Annotated in this window: 15 protein-coding genes; 10 read left to right on the top strand and 5 right to left on the bottom strand. The window is 51.2% G+C overall.

Features of this window, described 5'->3' with window-relative positions; genetic code table 11:
• Window positions 1–245: 245 nt before the first annotated feature.
• From IC617_RS18015 to IC617_RS17985, 7 genes are all read left to right on the top strand, one after another.
• A complete protein-coding gene (locus IC617_RS18015) occupies window positions 246–1,019 on the top strand; it encodes an energy transducer TonB (protein WP_191146381.1) in 774 nt (257 codons plus the stop codon).
• Window positions 1,020–1,035: 16 nt separating this feature from the next.
• Window positions 1,036–1,587: a MotA/TolQ/ExbB proton channel family protein gene (locus IC617_RS18010; RefSeq protein WP_191146380.1), complete on the top strand. Its 552-nt coding sequence runs from the start codon at window positions 1,036–1,038 to the stop codon at window positions 1,585–1,587.
• On the top strand, window positions 1,584–1,994 hold the full coding sequence (locus IC617_RS18005; RefSeq protein WP_191146379.1) for an ExbD/TolR family protein: 411 nt from the start codon (window positions 1,584–1,586) through the stop codon (window positions 1,992–1,994). The genes IC617_RS18010 and IC617_RS18005 overlap by 4 nt, the downstream gene beginning before the upstream one ends.
• Window positions 1,991–2,842 (top strand): heme/hemin ABC transporter substrate-binding protein, encoded by an 852-nt coding sequence (locus tag IC617_RS18000; protein ID WP_191146378.1) that lies wholly within the window; start codon window positions 1,991–1,993, stop codon window positions 2,840–2,842. Before IC617_RS18005 ends, IC617_RS18000 begins: the two co-directional genes overlap by 4 nt.
• A complete protein-coding gene (locus IC617_RS17995; RefSeq protein WP_191146377.1) occupies window positions 2,842–3,870 on the top strand; it encodes a FecCD family ABC transporter permease in 1,029 nt (342 codons plus the stop codon). The genes IC617_RS18000 and IC617_RS17995 overlap by 1 nt, the downstream gene beginning before the upstream one ends.
• A gap of 1 nt (window position 3,871) precedes the next feature.
• Window positions 3,872–4,630 carry a heme ABC transporter ATP-binding protein gene (locus IC617_RS17990; protein WP_191146376.1) on the top strand — a complete coding sequence of 253 codons (759 nt, stop codon included), beginning with the start codon at window positions 3,872–3,874 and terminating at the stop codon, window positions 4,628–4,630.
• Between the two features lie 1,467 nt (window positions 4,631–6,097).
• Window positions 6,098–7,336 (top strand): sugar efflux transporter, encoded by a 1,239-nt coding sequence (locus IC617_RS17985; RefSeq protein WP_191146375.1) that lies wholly within the window; start codon window positions 6,098–6,100, stop codon window positions 7,334–7,336.
• Here the strand turns inward: IC617_RS17985 and IC617_RS17980 are convergent.
• The 5 genes from IC617_RS17980 to IC617_RS17960 form a co-directional block, all read right to left on the bottom strand.
• A complete protein-coding gene (locus tag IC617_RS17980; protein WP_191146374.1) occupies window positions 7,302–8,183 on the bottom strand; it encodes a WYL domain-containing protein in 882 nt (293 codons plus the stop codon). The genes IC617_RS17985 and IC617_RS17980 overlap by 35 nt on opposite strands.
• Window positions 8,184–8,265: 82 nt before the next feature.
• On the bottom strand, window positions 8,266–8,943 hold the full coding sequence (scpB, locus tag IC617_RS17975; RefSeq protein ID WP_191146373.1) for an SMC-Scp complex subunit ScpB: 678 nt from the start codon (window positions 8,941–8,943) through the stop codon (window positions 8,266–8,268).
• Between the two features lie 264 nt (window positions 8,944–9,207).
• The gene (locus IC617_RS17970) at window positions 9,208–10,062 is read right to left on the bottom strand and encodes a segregation and condensation protein A (protein ID WP_191146372.1); all 855 of its coding nucleotides are present in this window, start codon (window positions 10,060–10,062) and stop codon (window positions 9,208–9,210) included.
• A gap of 3 nt (window positions 10,063–10,065) precedes the next feature.
• On the bottom strand, window positions 10,066–10,686 hold the full coding sequence (locus IC617_RS17965; RefSeq protein ID WP_191146371.1) for an L-threonylcarbamoyladenylate synthase: 621 nt from the start codon (window positions 10,684–10,686) through the stop codon (window positions 10,066–10,068).
• A 22-nt stretch (window positions 10,687–10,708) separates the two neighbouring features.
• Window positions 10,709–11,554 carry a PHP domain-containing protein gene (locus tag IC617_RS17960; protein WP_191146370.1) on the bottom strand — a complete coding sequence of 282 codons (846 nt, stop codon included), beginning with the start codon at window positions 11,552–11,554 and terminating at the stop codon, window positions 10,709–10,711.
• A 389-nt stretch (window positions 11,555–11,943) separates the two neighbouring features.
• On the opposite strand from IC617_RS17960, the gene IC617_RS17955 reads away from it, so the two are divergent.
• From IC617_RS17955 to IC617_RS17945, 3 genes are all read left to right on the top strand, one after another.
• Entirely contained in the window at window positions 11,944–12,165 is a 222-nt protein-coding gene (locus IC617_RS17955; protein ID WP_191146369.1) for a hypothetical protein, read from the top strand.
• Window positions 12,166–12,675: 510 nt separating this feature from the next.
• On the top strand, window positions 12,676–14,298 hold the full coding sequence (locus IC617_RS17950) for an anthranilate synthase component 1 (RefSeq protein WP_191146368.1): 1,623 nt from the start codon (window positions 12,676–12,678) through the stop codon (window positions 14,296–14,298).
• The gene (locus IC617_RS17945) at window positions 14,295–14,921 is read left to right on the top strand and encodes an aminodeoxychorismate/anthranilate synthase component II (protein WP_191146367.1); all 627 of its coding nucleotides are present in this window, start codon (window positions 14,295–14,297) and stop codon (window positions 14,919–14,921) included. The genes IC617_RS17950 and IC617_RS17945 overlap by 4 nt, the downstream gene beginning before the upstream one ends.
• Window position 14,922 lies beyond the last annotated feature (1 nt).

Here is a 14,922-nt window from a genome sequence, read left to right as displayed (position 1 = left end):
AACTTTCGAATACAGATTACTGGCTTGCATTATTCAGCGGCGGCAATGACATACCGCTCATTGGTTGCTCTCTTGAGGAGCAATTTCGGGCAATGCTAACGGCTATATTTAATAATGTAAATACGGATCGTTCTCATTTGCATTATTTATTTCTTTCGTTATTATAGCCCGAGTACGACCTGTAACTGCTTCCGAGCACAACCGATAGCGTTTGTTAACCAACTGTTTTATAGCGACAAATCGACATGACGGTATACCTGAAACGAAACTGGCCACTGTTAAGTGGCCGCGCACTGATGATCACAGCCGCCTTGTTGTGCTTGTTTTGGGTATCCATGGATGTCACACCTGCCCCACTGTCATCACCAATGGGGATCCGCTCGGCGGTATCCGTCCAAGTCAATATGGTTGCTGCTCCCCAACCTGTTGCTAGACAGCCAGCGTCCGCGAACGCTCAGCCTGTACCAGTAGCTGAGCCAAGCGCCGCTGAAGTCACGTCAGCAGCCCTATTCGAGCAACCTGCGGAACCGGTAGAAACACCGTTAGAGCAAACTACTGAGCAGCAAGAAGCAGTCCTAATCGCCAACAACGAACCATCGGCTACCACCACCGAGACACCACCATTGACTGAGGTAACTGAGGAAATGGTTGAAATCGAGAAAGTCACGAAAAGCGATGTCGGTAACGAACAGCAAACGGCGATTGCCGCTAATCATCAGGCCAGCGGAGCGCACCAGCAACCGGTCTTGGTCGAGCCTTTGTTTGCCGCGCCCCCTAGCCCTCCGCGCTACCCAACCATAGCCCGCAAACGGGGTCAGCAAGGCGTGGTATGGATAGATGTGTGGCTCGACGCGCAAGGGCAGCAAACGCAAACCACCATTAGCCAAAGCTCGGGCCTAAACGTACTTGATGAGTCGGCTTTGGCGGCAGTCGGTAGCTGGCGCTTTAAGCCGCACCAAGTCAATGGCTTGGCCATGGCTTCTAGGGTCCGAATTCCGATCGAATTTTCATTGCAATAACCAAGCGAAAACAATTATGAGCAGTTACGCATTCTTGCACGGGCAACTTGGCCCTCTGACCTTGCCGTTGATGTTGTGCGCCCTTCTAGCCACCATGATCATCATTGAGCGCTTGCTCATTCTGAGCATGCGCAGCGCCCAGCGAACCTTATCAAATCGGGGTATTGCCTTGCTGCAAAGCCACAGCAACCAAGCCAAAGCGCTACGCGAGGAAATCGTCGCCGTTTGGCTAAGTGGCCAGCAGCGTAAACTCGCCGCCGGTATTCGGGTGTTACAGATCATATCTTTAGTTGCGCCGTTATTGGGCCTGCTTGGCACTGTGATTGGTTTGATTCAAGTATTTGACACCATCGGCGAACACGCCGGCCCAATTGAGCCTGCAATGCTGGCCGAAGGCTTGGGTATGGCGATGAAAACCACCGCTGCCGGTTTGATTATTGCGGTGCCAGCGATGCTTGGCGCCCACGGATTCCAACTGTGGGTCGATAAACTAGTGTCACGTGCCGAGTACGTCATCAATATCTCCAGCTTGAAAATCGATGGGGTTGGCACCGAGGCGCTGGCATGATCAAAACCCAACAACAAGCACCAATGAGCACTCAGCTCGAGCTGACGCCATTGATTGATATTGTGTTTATTGTGGTGGTGTTTTTGCTGTTAACCGCCAATGCACGACTATTGTCGCTACCGGTCGATATTCCAACCACCGATCAGGCTGCGCCAGCATCAGCCAACCATCACAGTCTCACTCTTGCGATACAGCCGAACAGCCCCATGTTCGCGATAAATCAGCAAGGCTATGAGTCCTGGGCAGCGTTTGAACAAGCATTAAGTCCATTGTTGGCCAATGCAGATCAGCAAGTGACAATTGCCGCTGATCGCAATGCCGATGTTGAGCCGCTATTGAAATTACTCGCTTTATTGAATCAACAACAAATCACCAACACTCAAATTTTGATGGAACAACAACCATGATTGCCAAAATCCGCCCGCTAATATTGATGTCGTTTGTTAGCTTAGGTTCGCTGATTAGCTTAGCGACGACTGCCCAAGCCGAGGAGCACCGGCTAATCGCCACCGATGCAGCCGCCACCAGCTTGGTTGTGGAGTTTGGTTTGCTCGATCAATTAGTTGCCATCGATGTCACCAGCAAACTGCCGGAGGGCGCCGCTAAATTACCCAATATTGGCTATCACCGAGCGCTGTCGGCAGAAGGTTTGCTCAGCCTCAATCCAACAACCGTCATTGGTAGCGAACACATGGGGCCACCGGAAACGGTAGCGGCCCTGAAACAAGCCAATGTGGCCCTGTTGCAACTCCCCGGCGCGCTGACAACGACGCAGCTGCGCAGTAACATTCAAGCTGCCGCTAAGGCACTAGGCGAGCCCGAGCGCGGGCAACAATTGCTTGCCAAGCTCGACAGCAAACAAGCTCAACTACAGCAAACGCCTTTGGCCAATCATCGAGTTGCGTTTATTCTGGCAATGGATCCTGCCAAATTGCGTCTGGCCGGCGTTGGCACCGCTGGTGATGCGCTGATCCAACAAATGGGCGCAGCTAATGTCGCTGACTACGACAATTATCGTAATGTATCGGCAGAATCCTTACTAAGCATGGCGCCGACGGTCATTCTGGTTGCCGGACGTTCGGCACAACAAGCCGTTACCGATCTACTCGCTGCCAACCCTGTTCTTGCACACACCCCAGCAGGCCAACACCAACGTCTCTATTCGGTCAATGGCGCCACTCTGGTCGCAGGTTTGAGCCTTGGCGCAATTGACGAAGCGCTGCGCCTGCAACAACTGGTGACGGCAGCTCACTGATGCGCTGGCCAACACGCTATACCGCCACGTCGTTACTTCTGGTCATTGCTATCGGGATGATGGTGTCGCTGATCTCTGGCGCCATGACATTGCCCGCTAAAGAGAGCTTGCTGACGTTGGTTGATCATGTGGCTGGCTGGCAACAGCCAATGAGTCAACTTGCCCCCCACGAACAAGTCGTGATCATGGAATTGCGCTTACCCCGTCTGCTACTAGCGCTGTTTGTTGGGTTTATTCTGGCTCAGTGTGGCGCCGTGATGCAGGGGCTGTTTCGCAACCCGTTAGCCGATCCTGGCATTATCGGTGTGTCCTCGGGCGCCGCGGTTGGTGCCATCGTCGCGATTGTGTTGTTCCCACTAGCTTGGGGCGCTTGGACCATTCCTGCCAGCGCATTTGTGATGGGGTTACTGACGACCTTATTGGTGTATGGCTTGGCGCAATCTAAACAAGGCACCTCAGTCTTGATTTTATTGTTGGCAGGCGTAGCCATCGCTGCGTTTGCTGGGGCTGCGATTGGCTTTTTAAGCTACTTTGCTGACGATCAAAGCTTGCGCCAGCTGACAACTTGGCAAATGGGCTCATTAACTGGCGCAAATTCAGCAAGTTTATGGTTGGCATTGGCCACTGCTATTGCCTTAGCAGTGGCGTTTCAATCACGCGCAGCCGCACTGAATGCTCTGCTTTTAGGCGAAGCCGAAGCGCGTCATTTAGGGATCGCCGTAGAGCGGCTCAAGCTGGAATTAATTGTCCTGACAGCTGTTGGCGTTGGTGTGACTGTGGCTTGCGCGGGGATCATCGGTTTTATTGGCTTGGTGGTGCCACATCTAGTCCGTTTAACGACAGGCCCCAATCATCGGTCCTTGCTGCCCTTATCGGGACTCCTAGGAGCCGCGTTACTGATGGTGGCCGATTTGCTGGCGAGAACTGTGGTGCAACCTGCTGAATTACCCGTTGGCTTGCTCACCGCCTTGCTCGGCGCGCCGTTTTTCCTCGCGTTACTGATCCAACAGCGCAAACAGTGGAGCTAACATGTTAACCGTGACGAATATTAGCTATCGCGCTGGCCATCGCCAGTTGCTGGATATCGACACGCTAACCCTAAACGGCGGCGAACTAAGTGCGCTGTTAGGCCCGAATGGTGCTGGAAAATCGACCTTGTTAAAGGCGATTAGTGGCGACATTCGCGCCACAGGACAAATTGAATTACATGGCCGACCAATTAACCAGTGGCCTGCATTGGAGCGGGCTAAACACGTTGGCGTATTGCCGCAACAAAGTCAGCTGACTTTTCCATTCTCCGCGGAGGAAGTGGTTGCCTTGGGTTTAACCCCGCTGACCTTATCAAAACAGCAAGCCCAGCGGGCCATCGAGCAGGTGATGGCAGAAACCGATTGCCTGCGATTTGCTAAGCGCTCGTTTCCTTCTCTGTCTGGCGGCGAACGTCAGCGGGTGCAATTGGCTCGAGTTTTATTGCAGCTGAGCCAAGCACAAACGACACCGCTACTGCTTCTTGATGAGCCGACTTCAGCTCAAGATCTGGGGCAGCAGCACCAGATCTTAGCGCTCGCTCAAAAGCTCGCCCATCAACGGGGATTTGCAGTCCTTGCTGTGCTCCACGATTTGAATCAAGTGTTGCAGTATTGCGATCACTGTGCATTGCTTGAAAGCGGTAAACTAGTTGCACAAGGCACGCCATCAGCGGTACTCGACACAGATACCATCGCCCAGTACTGGCAGCATCAAGTTGAACGTGTTGAACTCGCCAATGGCCGAGTTGCGGTGTTTTAGCCAAGCACCCCGCCGATTTAATCGAGTGTTTCTGCGCTCTACCGCAGCATCCATGATGCGGAAGGCCTTCATGGCTAATGAACAACTCATCGCCTTCAAGTTTTGCGATTAACTTCGTCTAGCAATACTTGTTAGTCATAGCGTTCCAACCGAGACAAACAGTTCCCCAACAAGACGCCGTAAAATCATCCCTGATGGCTCTATTGCTGCGTCCTGCAGCAGAAGCTTGTTGTGGAACTATTTATCCCGCTTACCATAAAAGGCCATTGATAGTTCACAGCAGGCAGCAAGTATCAATGAGAGGTGCTTCATCCGGCATGGATGCCGGATGCAGAGCGCTCCATGGATGGACTTGAGCATCACCGAAAAGTGATACTTGCTGGCTTCTGCACCCTAGTAAAACCCAAAGCAAGAGCAATAAGCTATTCATTACCCACTCAGACACGCTGTAAATACTTTGCTGCCGGGCTCCTGCCCTCTGCAAAGCCCCGCTTCGGCTTCCTGCCTGCGCGACAAATTTGCAAATTTGTCCCATGTAAGCTCTACCGCAGCATCCCTGCTGCGGAAGGTCTTCGCAGATAACGATTAGCTCATTACTCAGCATGTTCGGGTGACTGTTCTACTCTAGAGAGAAGGCAGCAAGTATCGCTGAGAGGTGCTTCAGCCGGCAAACTACTTTTAACTACCCCTCACACATTGAATACGATAAAGATGACAAGGCTATAGTGAAGCGTCGCTGCCATGGAAGCCAGCGCCGAGCCTACATGGAAGTATTTACGGCGTCTGAACGTTGACTTGCCTTCTTTATCGCTTTGTAAATTTGGCTTCACCGGATAGTGATACTTGGTGGCTTGTGTGCCCTAGTAAAATCCAAAGCAAGAGCAATAAGCTATTCATTAACCACTCAGACACGCTGTAAATACTTTGCTGCCGGGCTCCTGCCCTCTGCAAAGCCCCGCTTCGGCTTCCTGCCTGCGCGACAAATTTGCAAATTTGTCCCATGTAAGCTCTACCGCAGCATCCCTGCTGCAGAAGGTCTTCGTAGATGACGAATAGCTCATTACTCAGCATGTTCGGGTGACTGTTCTACTCCGGAGAGCAAGCAGCAAGTATCACTGAGAGGTGCTTCAGCCGGCAAACTACTTTTAACTACCCCTCACACATTGAATACGATAAAGATGACAAGGCTATAGTGAAGCGTCGCTGGCATGGAAGCCAGCGCCGAGCCTACATGGAAGTATTTACGGCGTCTGAACGTTGACTTGCCTTCTTTATCGCTTTGTGAATTTGGCTTCACCGGATAGTGATACTTGGTGGCGGCTCACACCACAAAAAACAAATCTAAACGTGATTTGAAGCGATGAACAAACACAGTTTTTGGTTGCAAACCAACCAAATCAAAATAAAATGTATGCGCTTTCTTTCACATTTTTCTTTTGAGCTATTGTCACAGCTCAGGCAGTTTTAATGAAAACAAAATTTCTCTCTGCACTGGCGTCGCTGCGTGGTGATGCTAGTCGACTTTTCGTGGTGAATAGCCTCACGGCGATGTCCTATAGCCTGATCATGCCGATTATGAGCTATTTCCTTATTAAACATTTGCAAGCGCCACCGTCTTATATTGGCATTTACACCATCGCCACCGCCCTTTCAGGTATTTTGCTTAGTCAATTCCTTGGGGGATTACTCGACCGCGGCAAATCTGGCCTGCCCTTGTTCACGATCTCAATGACGGCAGCATTATTAGCCGGTATCGCCTTTGCAAACGTCACCAATTTCTGGCAAGCACTGGTGGTGGGCGTTGTGTTAATGGGATGCGCTAGTGCCAGCTTTCCGTTGATGCTAGCGATGATCCGCAGCTATGCCGACAGCAGTGGTAAAAACAGCGTGGCGCTCAACTCCCAGATGCGATCGGGGGTATCGCTTGTGTGGATTATTGGCCCAACGATTGCCTTCACGGCAGTCGATTGGTTTGGATTTTCGGCTAATTTCTACTTATCAGCCATGCTGTGCTTACTGGTCATTGTGATGGCGTGGACGTGCCTGCCAAAGGCAACCACGGTACAAAAGTCAGCATCAACGGAACAACCCAAGGTGCCACTTTCATTGGAGTTGTGGCTGCTTGGCGCGGTGATGTTAGTCGGCAACCTCGCCAACACCTTGTATCTGACCGCTCTGCCGCTCTATCTTACCGAAGAACTTGCCCTGCCGGTGTCATTACCCGGTATGCTCATGGGCCTGACCGCTGGTTTGGAAATTCCGATTATGTTGTTGGTTCCTCGCTGGGCAGGCCGATTCGGCCATTACCGCATGTTCACCTTGGGCTTTGGTTTTGCCCTGCTGTTCTACATCGGCATGCAGTTTGCCGAATCGCCATTGCAGCTATTTGCACTGCAGGCTCTCAACGCTATTTATTTTGGCATTTTCGCAGGCTTGGGGATCAGTCTGATCCAAGATGCAGCAACTGCGCGTTTGGGTTTTGCTTCTGCTTTTTACACCAATGCAATGCGCAGCGGCATGATGGCAGGCACAGCATTGGCCGGCTTGCTGGCCCAGTACTGGGGATTCAAACACGCGATGTTGGGCTCTATCGCTGCCGCATTAGTTGCGCTGGCGCTGATGGCTGCAGTTGCTTGGTTGCGGCGCTCCAGCAACTGCACAGATTGCGAAACTAGCGTTGAGGCAGTTGGTAGCCCGGCGCAATAGCCAGCTCTTCAATGCCGTCAAGCACTTTGCTGTTCCGCAAATACAGCTGATACTCCGGCCCACGCAAGCTCGCCATGCCGGAGCAGTCAACATTCCAGCGGCGCAATAGGTAACCGGCTAGGGCGACTTTGGTATTAATCATTAATACCCCGTTGTCCATGCCGTAATCCATTTCAATGGCCTGCGGGTGCTTGATGTTGGCTGGGTGAGCCACTAGCTCCAAGGTCAACGGCGCTTGCCAGTGGGTGTCGTAGCTCGACGTTTCAACTTCATCGATGGTTTCTGCCAGCACTTCCACTTTGCTCAAGCGAGTGACAACAAAATCTCGGAACGATTCGGTTTTGCGATCATAGGCTCTGACATGCCAACGCAAGCCATTATCGACAATGGTGTGCGGTACCAATTCACGCTCACTGGTGCCGCTGCTTAGCGATGTGTAGGTCACCCGTACAGGGCGTTTGTTGATCACTGCTTGGGATAAGCGCGCGACAATAAAAATATCAGGCACGTTAAGCTGAGTGGGTGCGGTAACCGGAAATTGAACATCGCCAACAGCATCGAAACCATCAGAAATCTGATAGGCAATTTTCATCAATGAGGTGCGCGGATCGTGGTGGTAAATCGGAGCGAATTTGTTGGTGATAAAGTACTTTTTCTCGGCGTTGTCATACGCCATATTATTCGGCGCTAGCTCTTTGTAGAGCGACAAATCGCGACTTGCGGCGGCTAATCCCAGCTCAAAGCGATTGACGATTTCGCTGCGGGTCACATAACCAGTGAAGAGTAATTTGAAATCGATATAGGCAAGACGTTGTTTTTGCGAGAAGTTAACTTGTTCCAGTGTCACTGTAATTCCCTATTCAGATCCGGCAAAGCGCCAATTCAATGTGAATGACAGTGTGTATCATTTTGATACGAACATCAAGTAATCAGTCTAGGTCTTTAACTATCGCCTGTTCAGCAACTGAAACATCTGCGTCGGCACTTTGGGTTTGATCCTCGGCTTCAGTTTTTTTGCTCGTTTCAACCTCATTAAGTAACGGATATTCGTTAGCCAGCGCCAGCTCTCGAGCATTTTCAGGCATCTCAAGTTCGGGTAAATCACTGAGGCTTTTGAGGCCAAAATAATCCAGAAATTCAGCAGTTGTTGCCCACAAGGATGGCCTGCCCGGCACTTCCTTATGACCAACCGATTTAATCCAACCGCGCTCTTGTAAGGTTTTCATGATCTGCGACGACACCGACACGCCGCGCACGTCTTCAATTTCAGCTCGGGTGATCGGCTGGCGATAAGCAATTAATGACAAGGTTTCGAGCGTTGCTCGGGAGTAGCGTGGCGCGCGTTCGGTCCACATGAGGGCGATTTGTTCACTGACCACCGGCGCGGTTTGAAAACGGAATCCCGACGCCACTTCAATTAAGTTCACCCCTCGTGATAAATAATCCTGCCTGAGCCGCTCTAGGGCTTCGCGGATCCGTGGCAATGGCACCGCGAATTGCTGCAACACCGAATCACGCAATGCCACCGGCGTCATCGGTTGATCTGCAACAAACAAGGCCGCTTCGATGATTTGGGCAAGTTGTTCGTCGTTAATGGGTTTTGCCATTTTCTGCTGATGACTCCGGTTTCATCGTTACAGTTATTTCTAGTTAACTAGCCTAATCAATCGGCTATTTTAGTTATGTAGCCCAAGCAATCGCCAGCAAACTTCGAACTCACTATAGAAGGCCAAGAGCTTACGTTGAAGGGTTCTATGGTTTGTTGTGTGAGCTTCTGCTGCATGGATGCAGCAGCAGAGCCATCAGGGATGATTTTACGGCGTCTCTCACAACAAACCATAGAACCCTTCATACAAACGATTCGAGTTGTATCACGCAGCCTTCGCTCGAACATGGATTTGGCCAAACTGTTCGGCCTGAGTTAGCTCTAACAGCTGCTCTTTAGCCAGCTCCAAAATCGCCAAGAAGGTCACGACCACGCCGCCCTTACCTTCTTCGACATCAAATAGCTGATCGAAGCTGACAAACTTTCCGTGCTGTAACGTTTCCAACACCCGAGTCATGCGTTCGCGCGTCGATAAGGCTTCGCGCTCAACATGGTGATGATCAAACGCCTGCGCCCGTTTGACGACGCCAGCAAATGCCATCATCAGATCCTCTAATTCCACATCTGGCGACAGTTTGGTCGGCTTCACCGTGTCATCAAGATCGGCTTTGGCGCAAAAGAAATCTCGCTCATTGCGCGGCAGCTGTTCAATTTCCTCGGCTTTGCGCTTGAATAGCTCGTATTCTTGCAAGCGCCGCAGTAACTCTGCTCGTGGGTCAGCTTCTTCTGCTTCATCGTCTGAATGGCGAGGCAATAGCATGCGCGATTTTAGCTCAGCTAATAATGCCGCCATCAATAGGTAATCAGCAGCCAACTCCAGCTTTAGCTCTTCCATCAGGGCGATGTATTCCATGTATTGCTCGGTAATTTCAAGTACCGGCAAATCAAGAATATCGAGCTTATTGCGTCGAATCAGATACAGCAGCAAATCCATTGGCCCTTCGAATACATCGAGGATAACGGCCAAAGCTTCAGGTGGAATGTAGAGATCTTGAGGCTGGTCGGTAAATGCCTCGCCGCGGACATAGCCCAGCGGCAAGGGCTGTTGTTGCGTCGGGCTTTGAACAGACGATTCCGCCAGACTAGAGGGTGTTGTTTGCGACGACGCAACCTCGCTCATGGCTTAGGCAAACACGTCAGGATCGCCCTGCCCAACTCGTGCGATAACCGGCTCATCATCACTGAAATCAACGACTGTCGTTGGCGATTCGCCAAGGTGGCCGCCGTTGATGATCAGATCCACTTGATGCTCCAAGCGATCACGAATTTCTTCCGGATCGGACTCGGCAACATCGCTGTCTGGCAAGATCAAGGTGGTCGACATCAGCGGCTCGCCAAGGGCTTCGAGCAGCGCCAACGCAATGGTGTTATCCGGCACTCGAATACCAATGGTTTTCTTCTTCGGATTCAATAACCGGCGAGGCACTTCCTTGGTCGCTTTAAAAATAAAAGTATAAGCGCCAGGCGTGTTATTACGAATAACGCGAAAAGCAGAGTTCTCTACCTTGGCATATAAACTCAACTCAGATAAATCGCGACAAACCAAGGTGAAGTTGTGGTCTTTATCGATTTTTCGAATACGACAAATGCGGTCTAACGCTTTCTTATCACCAATATGACAACCAATGGCATAGCCCGAATCAGTTGGATAAATTACCACGCCGCCATTGCGAATGATCGCTGCCGCTTGATTGATTAGTCGGGCTTGTGGGTTGTCGGGATGCACATAAAAAAATTGACTCATGGCCGGGATCCTTTTGTTTTATTCACGCCTCGTTTGCTGTCAACCAGCCGTCCCACACTGGGGTTAAATCTGCTGGGAGTTCAAGGCTTCGGCCTAACTCTCGGCGCCCTGCAGGAAAGTGAAAATCAGAACCCTGCGAGGCGAGCAAATTGTACTGTCTGGCTAATTCGGCCAACTTCAGGCGTTGCGCCGGTGTTTGCTGGCATTGTGCCACTTCAATCGCATCGCCGCCAGCATCACTAAACTCATCCAATAATTTGCTGAGCCAATTGCCAGCCAGTTGGTAATCCAGTGGGTGTGCCAGCACCGCTCGGCCGCCGCCCGCTTGAATTGCCGCAATTGCCTCGGGGATCGAACACCAAGGTGGCGCAACGTAGGCATTGCGACCTTTGCGCAGATATTTTTTGAAGGCGGTTTTCTCCAAACTTACCCAACCTTCTTTGACCAGCAAGCGGGCAAAGTGAGAGCGCGTCACTTGCCCGCCTTGGGCAAGCGCCGATACTTTAGACCAGCAGTTGTCCAGCCCTTTGCGCTGCAAACGAGCGGCGATCGTCATGGCGCGGGTCAAGCGTCGCTCGGCCTGCTGACCCAATAACTCAGTGATTGCTGGGTGCTGCAAATCAAAGTGCAAACCGACGATGTGTATTTCGAGCCCGTGCCAAGCACAGGAGATCTCGACACCATTAATAATTTGGATGGGGGGCTTTACCGCTTGTGCCGCTTCTCGAAGTTTGGCAACGCCCTCAACCGAGTCATGATCGGTCAGCGCCAATACATCAACCTGCATGTTGCTGGCACGCAATAGCAACTCCTGCGGCGTTAAGGTGCCGTCAGAGCATGTGCTGTGGCAATGCAAATCAATCTTCATTGGCTGTTGGTCCGGTTTAGTGATGGCTCAGCTTTGGCTGAAATCAAAATGCGATGGTAACCGCAGTAACAAAAACCTGCCAAGCGATTTGATGAGAACAGCATACAGCACTCATGGTTCGGCTATGTTGCACTATCAGCACTTGTGAAAATCACCAACTCGCTAGTTATTTTCACTAACACATCCCGCCCAAGGCACTCGTTACAATTTCAAAAAAACTAACCAACCAAAATAAACAATAATTAAAACAATACGTTAAAAATTTTAACCAAGTTGGCACACAGCTTGAATTACTGGTTGTGTAACGCAGTGAAGCACAGCGGTGTCACTGGAAACTAACACTAACCCACACCCCTGCAACAGACAGGAAAGGGTACTGGAGAGAAATCATGAAACGCATTCAAATCGCACTTATTTCTGGATTAACTTTGGCTTCAACTGCTTTCGCACCTGCGGCTTCGGCTAACGATCTGACCGAGACGGTCACAGAAGTTGCTATGGAAGTTGCTGAGCAAGTGGCCGCAGACATCAAAGAAAGTTCTGTTCGCCAACTAGAACAAGTTTGGGCCAGCTTGCAAACCATGGTCGAAACTGACGAATCAGGCGAATAACCCTGATGTTGTCACCGGTCGAATTACTGGTCTGGTGGAGTCTGCCACTAGCAGGTTGGCTGGTGACATGGCTTGGGCTTCACCTGCTAACCAGCATCAAGGATTAGTCCAAGTCGATATCCATGACACCGACGACAAAGATGCCAATTAACAGTTGGCATCTTTTTTTATGCCGTTTTATGCCGTAATTGCTCCTCAGGCCAGTCTTCTCTTGACAATAGTTGGTCAATCACGTACCAATAACACCCACAAAAAAGATTCAGGCGTTAGCAATGACTTTTGCAGCAAACACTCAAGTAACCAACTGGTGGTGGCACGTCCCTTGCGGGTTGTGCGTTGAGTTTTGATTGCCTGAAATTAACGAATCGCAAAGCCCGCTCCAGCCAGAGCGGGCTTTTTTGTACCTTGACTCTGCTGGTTATCGCGCAGTAACCAATTATAAGGAATTGCAGAGATGAAACGGTTTATCACATTGACATTGCCGCTGCGGCAATCGGCTCAGGAGGCACTATGACTGAGCACCATTCTTTAGCCATCGGCCAGGCTCATGTAGTCACCCGCTCGCTTAGCTATCAAGCCGATCCACTCGCCTTGTATTCGCGAATTTGCGGCCGCAATCAACACAGCAACAGCATGCTGCTTGAATCCGCCGAAATTGACTCCAAGCAACACACCCAAAGCTTGATGCTGATCGACGCGGCATTACGATTAGAGTGCAACGAACGAACCGTTTGTATCACCGCACTTACCGATAATGGCCGCAGCTTACTGCCCTTTCTAACCGAACAGTTAAGCCAGATCGCCACCACATCATGCGCTGGCGATGCCATAGAAGCCCAATTCGATATACCAGCATTGGGCTTGGATGAAGAGTCGCGACTGAAAGCAGCGTCACCATTTGATGCACTAAGAACCATCGTTAATCAAATCACTACCGACTCGGATGAACCCAACGCCATTTTCCTTGGTGGTGTGTTTGCGTACGATCTGATTGCCAGCGTCGAGCAACTGCCGCAAGTGCCACAAGGAGTGAACGATTGCGCTGATTTTGTGTTCTATTTGGCTGAAACCTTATTGCACTTGGACCATGTGAATCAGCATTGTCATTTGGTCGCGACCGTCTTTGGCGGCGAACACGCCGACAAAGTTATCGCTCAACTGGCCCCTCGTATTGAGGCCATTGCCGAGTTAACCAACGACGCAACATTGCAATCCTTCGGCTCCACAAGTGCTGCGCCAAACAATTCTGATGTTGCCGAAAGCATGGACGATGCCACCTTCCGCGACCATGTAAAGCAGCTAAAGCACAACATCTTTGTTGGTGATATTTTTCAGGTGGTGCCGTCTCGCACCTTCAGCCTCGCTTGTCCTGACAGCTTGCTGGCGTATCAAGCATTACGACAAAGCAATCCCAGCCCATACATGTTTTACATGCAAGATCAGGATTTCACTTTGTTTGGCGCCTCCCCTGAATGTGCGGTGAAATTCTGCGCCGATAGCCGCGATGTTGAGGTTTATCCGATTGCAGGTACCCGCCGTCGCGGTTTTAACGACGATGGCAGCATTAACCCGGATTTGGACAGCCGCATTGAGCTTGAATTACGGCTCGATAAAAAAGAGCTGTCGGAGCATTTGATGCTGGTTGATTTGGCACGTAACGACGTTGCGCGAATTTCCGAGCCTGGCACTCGCCACATTGCTAATTTGCTCAAGGTCGACCGCTACTCCCATGTAATGCATCTGGTCTCACGGGTCGTGGGTAAATTGCGCCACGATCTGGATGCCCTCTATGCCTATCAAGCCTGCATGAATATGGGCACCTTGACCGGCGCGCCCAAGATCAAAGCATCGGAGTTGATTCGCTCGGTCGAGCAACAACGCCGTGGCAGTTATGGCGGCGCCGTCGGTTACGTCAATGGCACTGGCGCCATGGATACCTGTATCGTGATCCGTTCCGCATTCGTCAAGGATCAGATCGCGCACGTGCAGGCGGGAGCTGGCGTGGTGTACGACTCTGATCCGCAATCGGAAGCAGATGAGACTCGCAATAAGGCGCAAGCCGTGATCAACGCGGTGCGTTGTGCCAATCAGCAACTCGCCGAGCAACCATCGACACAAGGAGAAGGCCAATGAGTAAGGCACACATTTTCTTGTTAGATAACTTTGATTCATTCACCTACAACCTGGTTGATCAATTTCGCTCGGAAGGCTATCCGGTGACGATTTACCGTAATAATCTGCAAGCAGCGCAAGTAATGGCCGCCATTGATGCCTGCCCAGACAACCCGGTGTTGGTGCTATCGCCCGGCCCCGGGGCGCCACATGAAGCTGGCTGCATGATTGAACTGATCGCTCTGGCGCGTGGTGTCGTTCCTATCATTGGTATTTGTCTGGGGCACCAAGCACTGATTGAACAATTTGGCGGCGAAGTCGGCTCTGCTGGCGACATTCTGCATGGTAAATCATCCGCTATCGATCATTGTGGCGAGCACATGTTTAGTGGATTGCCGCAACCTCTTCCGGTTGCCCGTTACCACTCGTTGATGGGCACCAGAGTCACTGGCGGCCTCGAGGTTGTCGCCAGTTATCAAGGGATCCCAATGGCAGTGATGAACGCTGATGAGCGTGTACTGGGCATGCAGTTTCACCCCGAATCGGTATTAACCACAGATGGCGCCAAACTACTGAATCAAAGTCTGGCATGGGCACTTGCTGCGCCAGTTAAGTCTGCAGCATCGAATCCAGCTTCAGCATAAG

This window comes from Neiella litorisoli (assembly GCF_014773395.1).
GTDB lineage: Bacteria > Pseudomonadota > Gammaproteobacteria > Enterobacterales > Neiellaceae > Neiella > Neiella litorisoli.
The sequence above is the reverse complement of the archived record's forward strand: the minus strand, read 5'-3'. Positions and strand labels throughout refer to the sequence as shown.

Excerpts from the sequence above, each read along its gene's own strand:
- IC617_RS18015 (WP_191146381.1), top strand. The coding sequence starts at position 246 with ATGACGGTATACCTGAAACGAAACTGGCCACTGTTAAGTGGCCGCGCA.
- IC617_RS18010 (WP_191146380.1), top strand. The coding sequence starts at position 1,036 with ATGAGCAGTTACGCATTCTTGCACGGGCAACTTGGCCCTCTGACCTTG.
- IC617_RS18005 (WP_191146379.1), top strand. The coding sequence starts at position 1,584 with ATGATCAAAACCCAACAACAAGCACCAATGAGCACTCAGCTCGAGCTG.
- IC617_RS18000 (WP_191146378.1), top strand. The coding sequence starts at position 1,991 with ATGATTGCCAAAATCCGCCCGCTAATATTGATGTCGTTTGTTAGCTTA.
- IC617_RS17995 (WP_191146377.1), top strand. The coding sequence starts at position 2,842 with ATGCGCTGGCCAACACGCTATACCGCCACGTCGTTACTTCTGGTCATT.
- IC617_RS17990 (WP_191146376.1), top strand. The coding sequence starts at position 3,872 with ATGTTAACCGTGACGAATATTAGCTATCGCGCTGGCCATCGCCAGTTG.
- IC617_RS17985 (WP_191146375.1), top strand. The coding sequence starts at position 6,098 with ATGAAAACAAAATTTCTCTCTGCACTGGCGTCGCTGCGTGGTGATGCT.
- scpB (WP_191146373.1), bottom strand. The coding sequence starts at position 8,943 with ATGGCAAAACCCATTAACGACGAACAACTTGCCCAAATCATCGAAGCG.
- IC617_RS17970 (WP_191146372.1), bottom strand. The coding sequence starts at position 10,062 with ATGAGCGAGGTTGCGTCGTCGCAAACAACACCCTCTAGTCTGGCGGAA.
- IC617_RS17965 (WP_191146371.1), bottom strand. The coding sequence starts at position 10,686 with ATGAGTCAATTTTTTTATGTGCATCCCGACAACCCACAAGCCCGACTA.
- IC617_RS17960 (WP_191146370.1), bottom strand. The coding sequence starts at position 11,554 with ATGAAGATTGATTTGCATTGCCACAGCACATGCTCTGACGGCACCTTA.
- IC617_RS17955 (WP_191146369.1), top strand. The coding sequence starts at position 11,944 with ATGAAACGCATTCAAATCGCACTTATTTCTGGATTAACTTTGGCTTCA.
- IC617_RS17950 (WP_191146368.1), top strand. The coding sequence starts at position 12,676 with ATGACTGAGCACCATTCTTTAGCCATCGGCCAGGCTCATGTAGTCACC.
- IC617_RS17945 (WP_191146367.1), top strand. The coding sequence starts at position 14,295 with ATGAGTAAGGCACACATTTTCTTGTTAGATAACTTTGATTCATTCACC.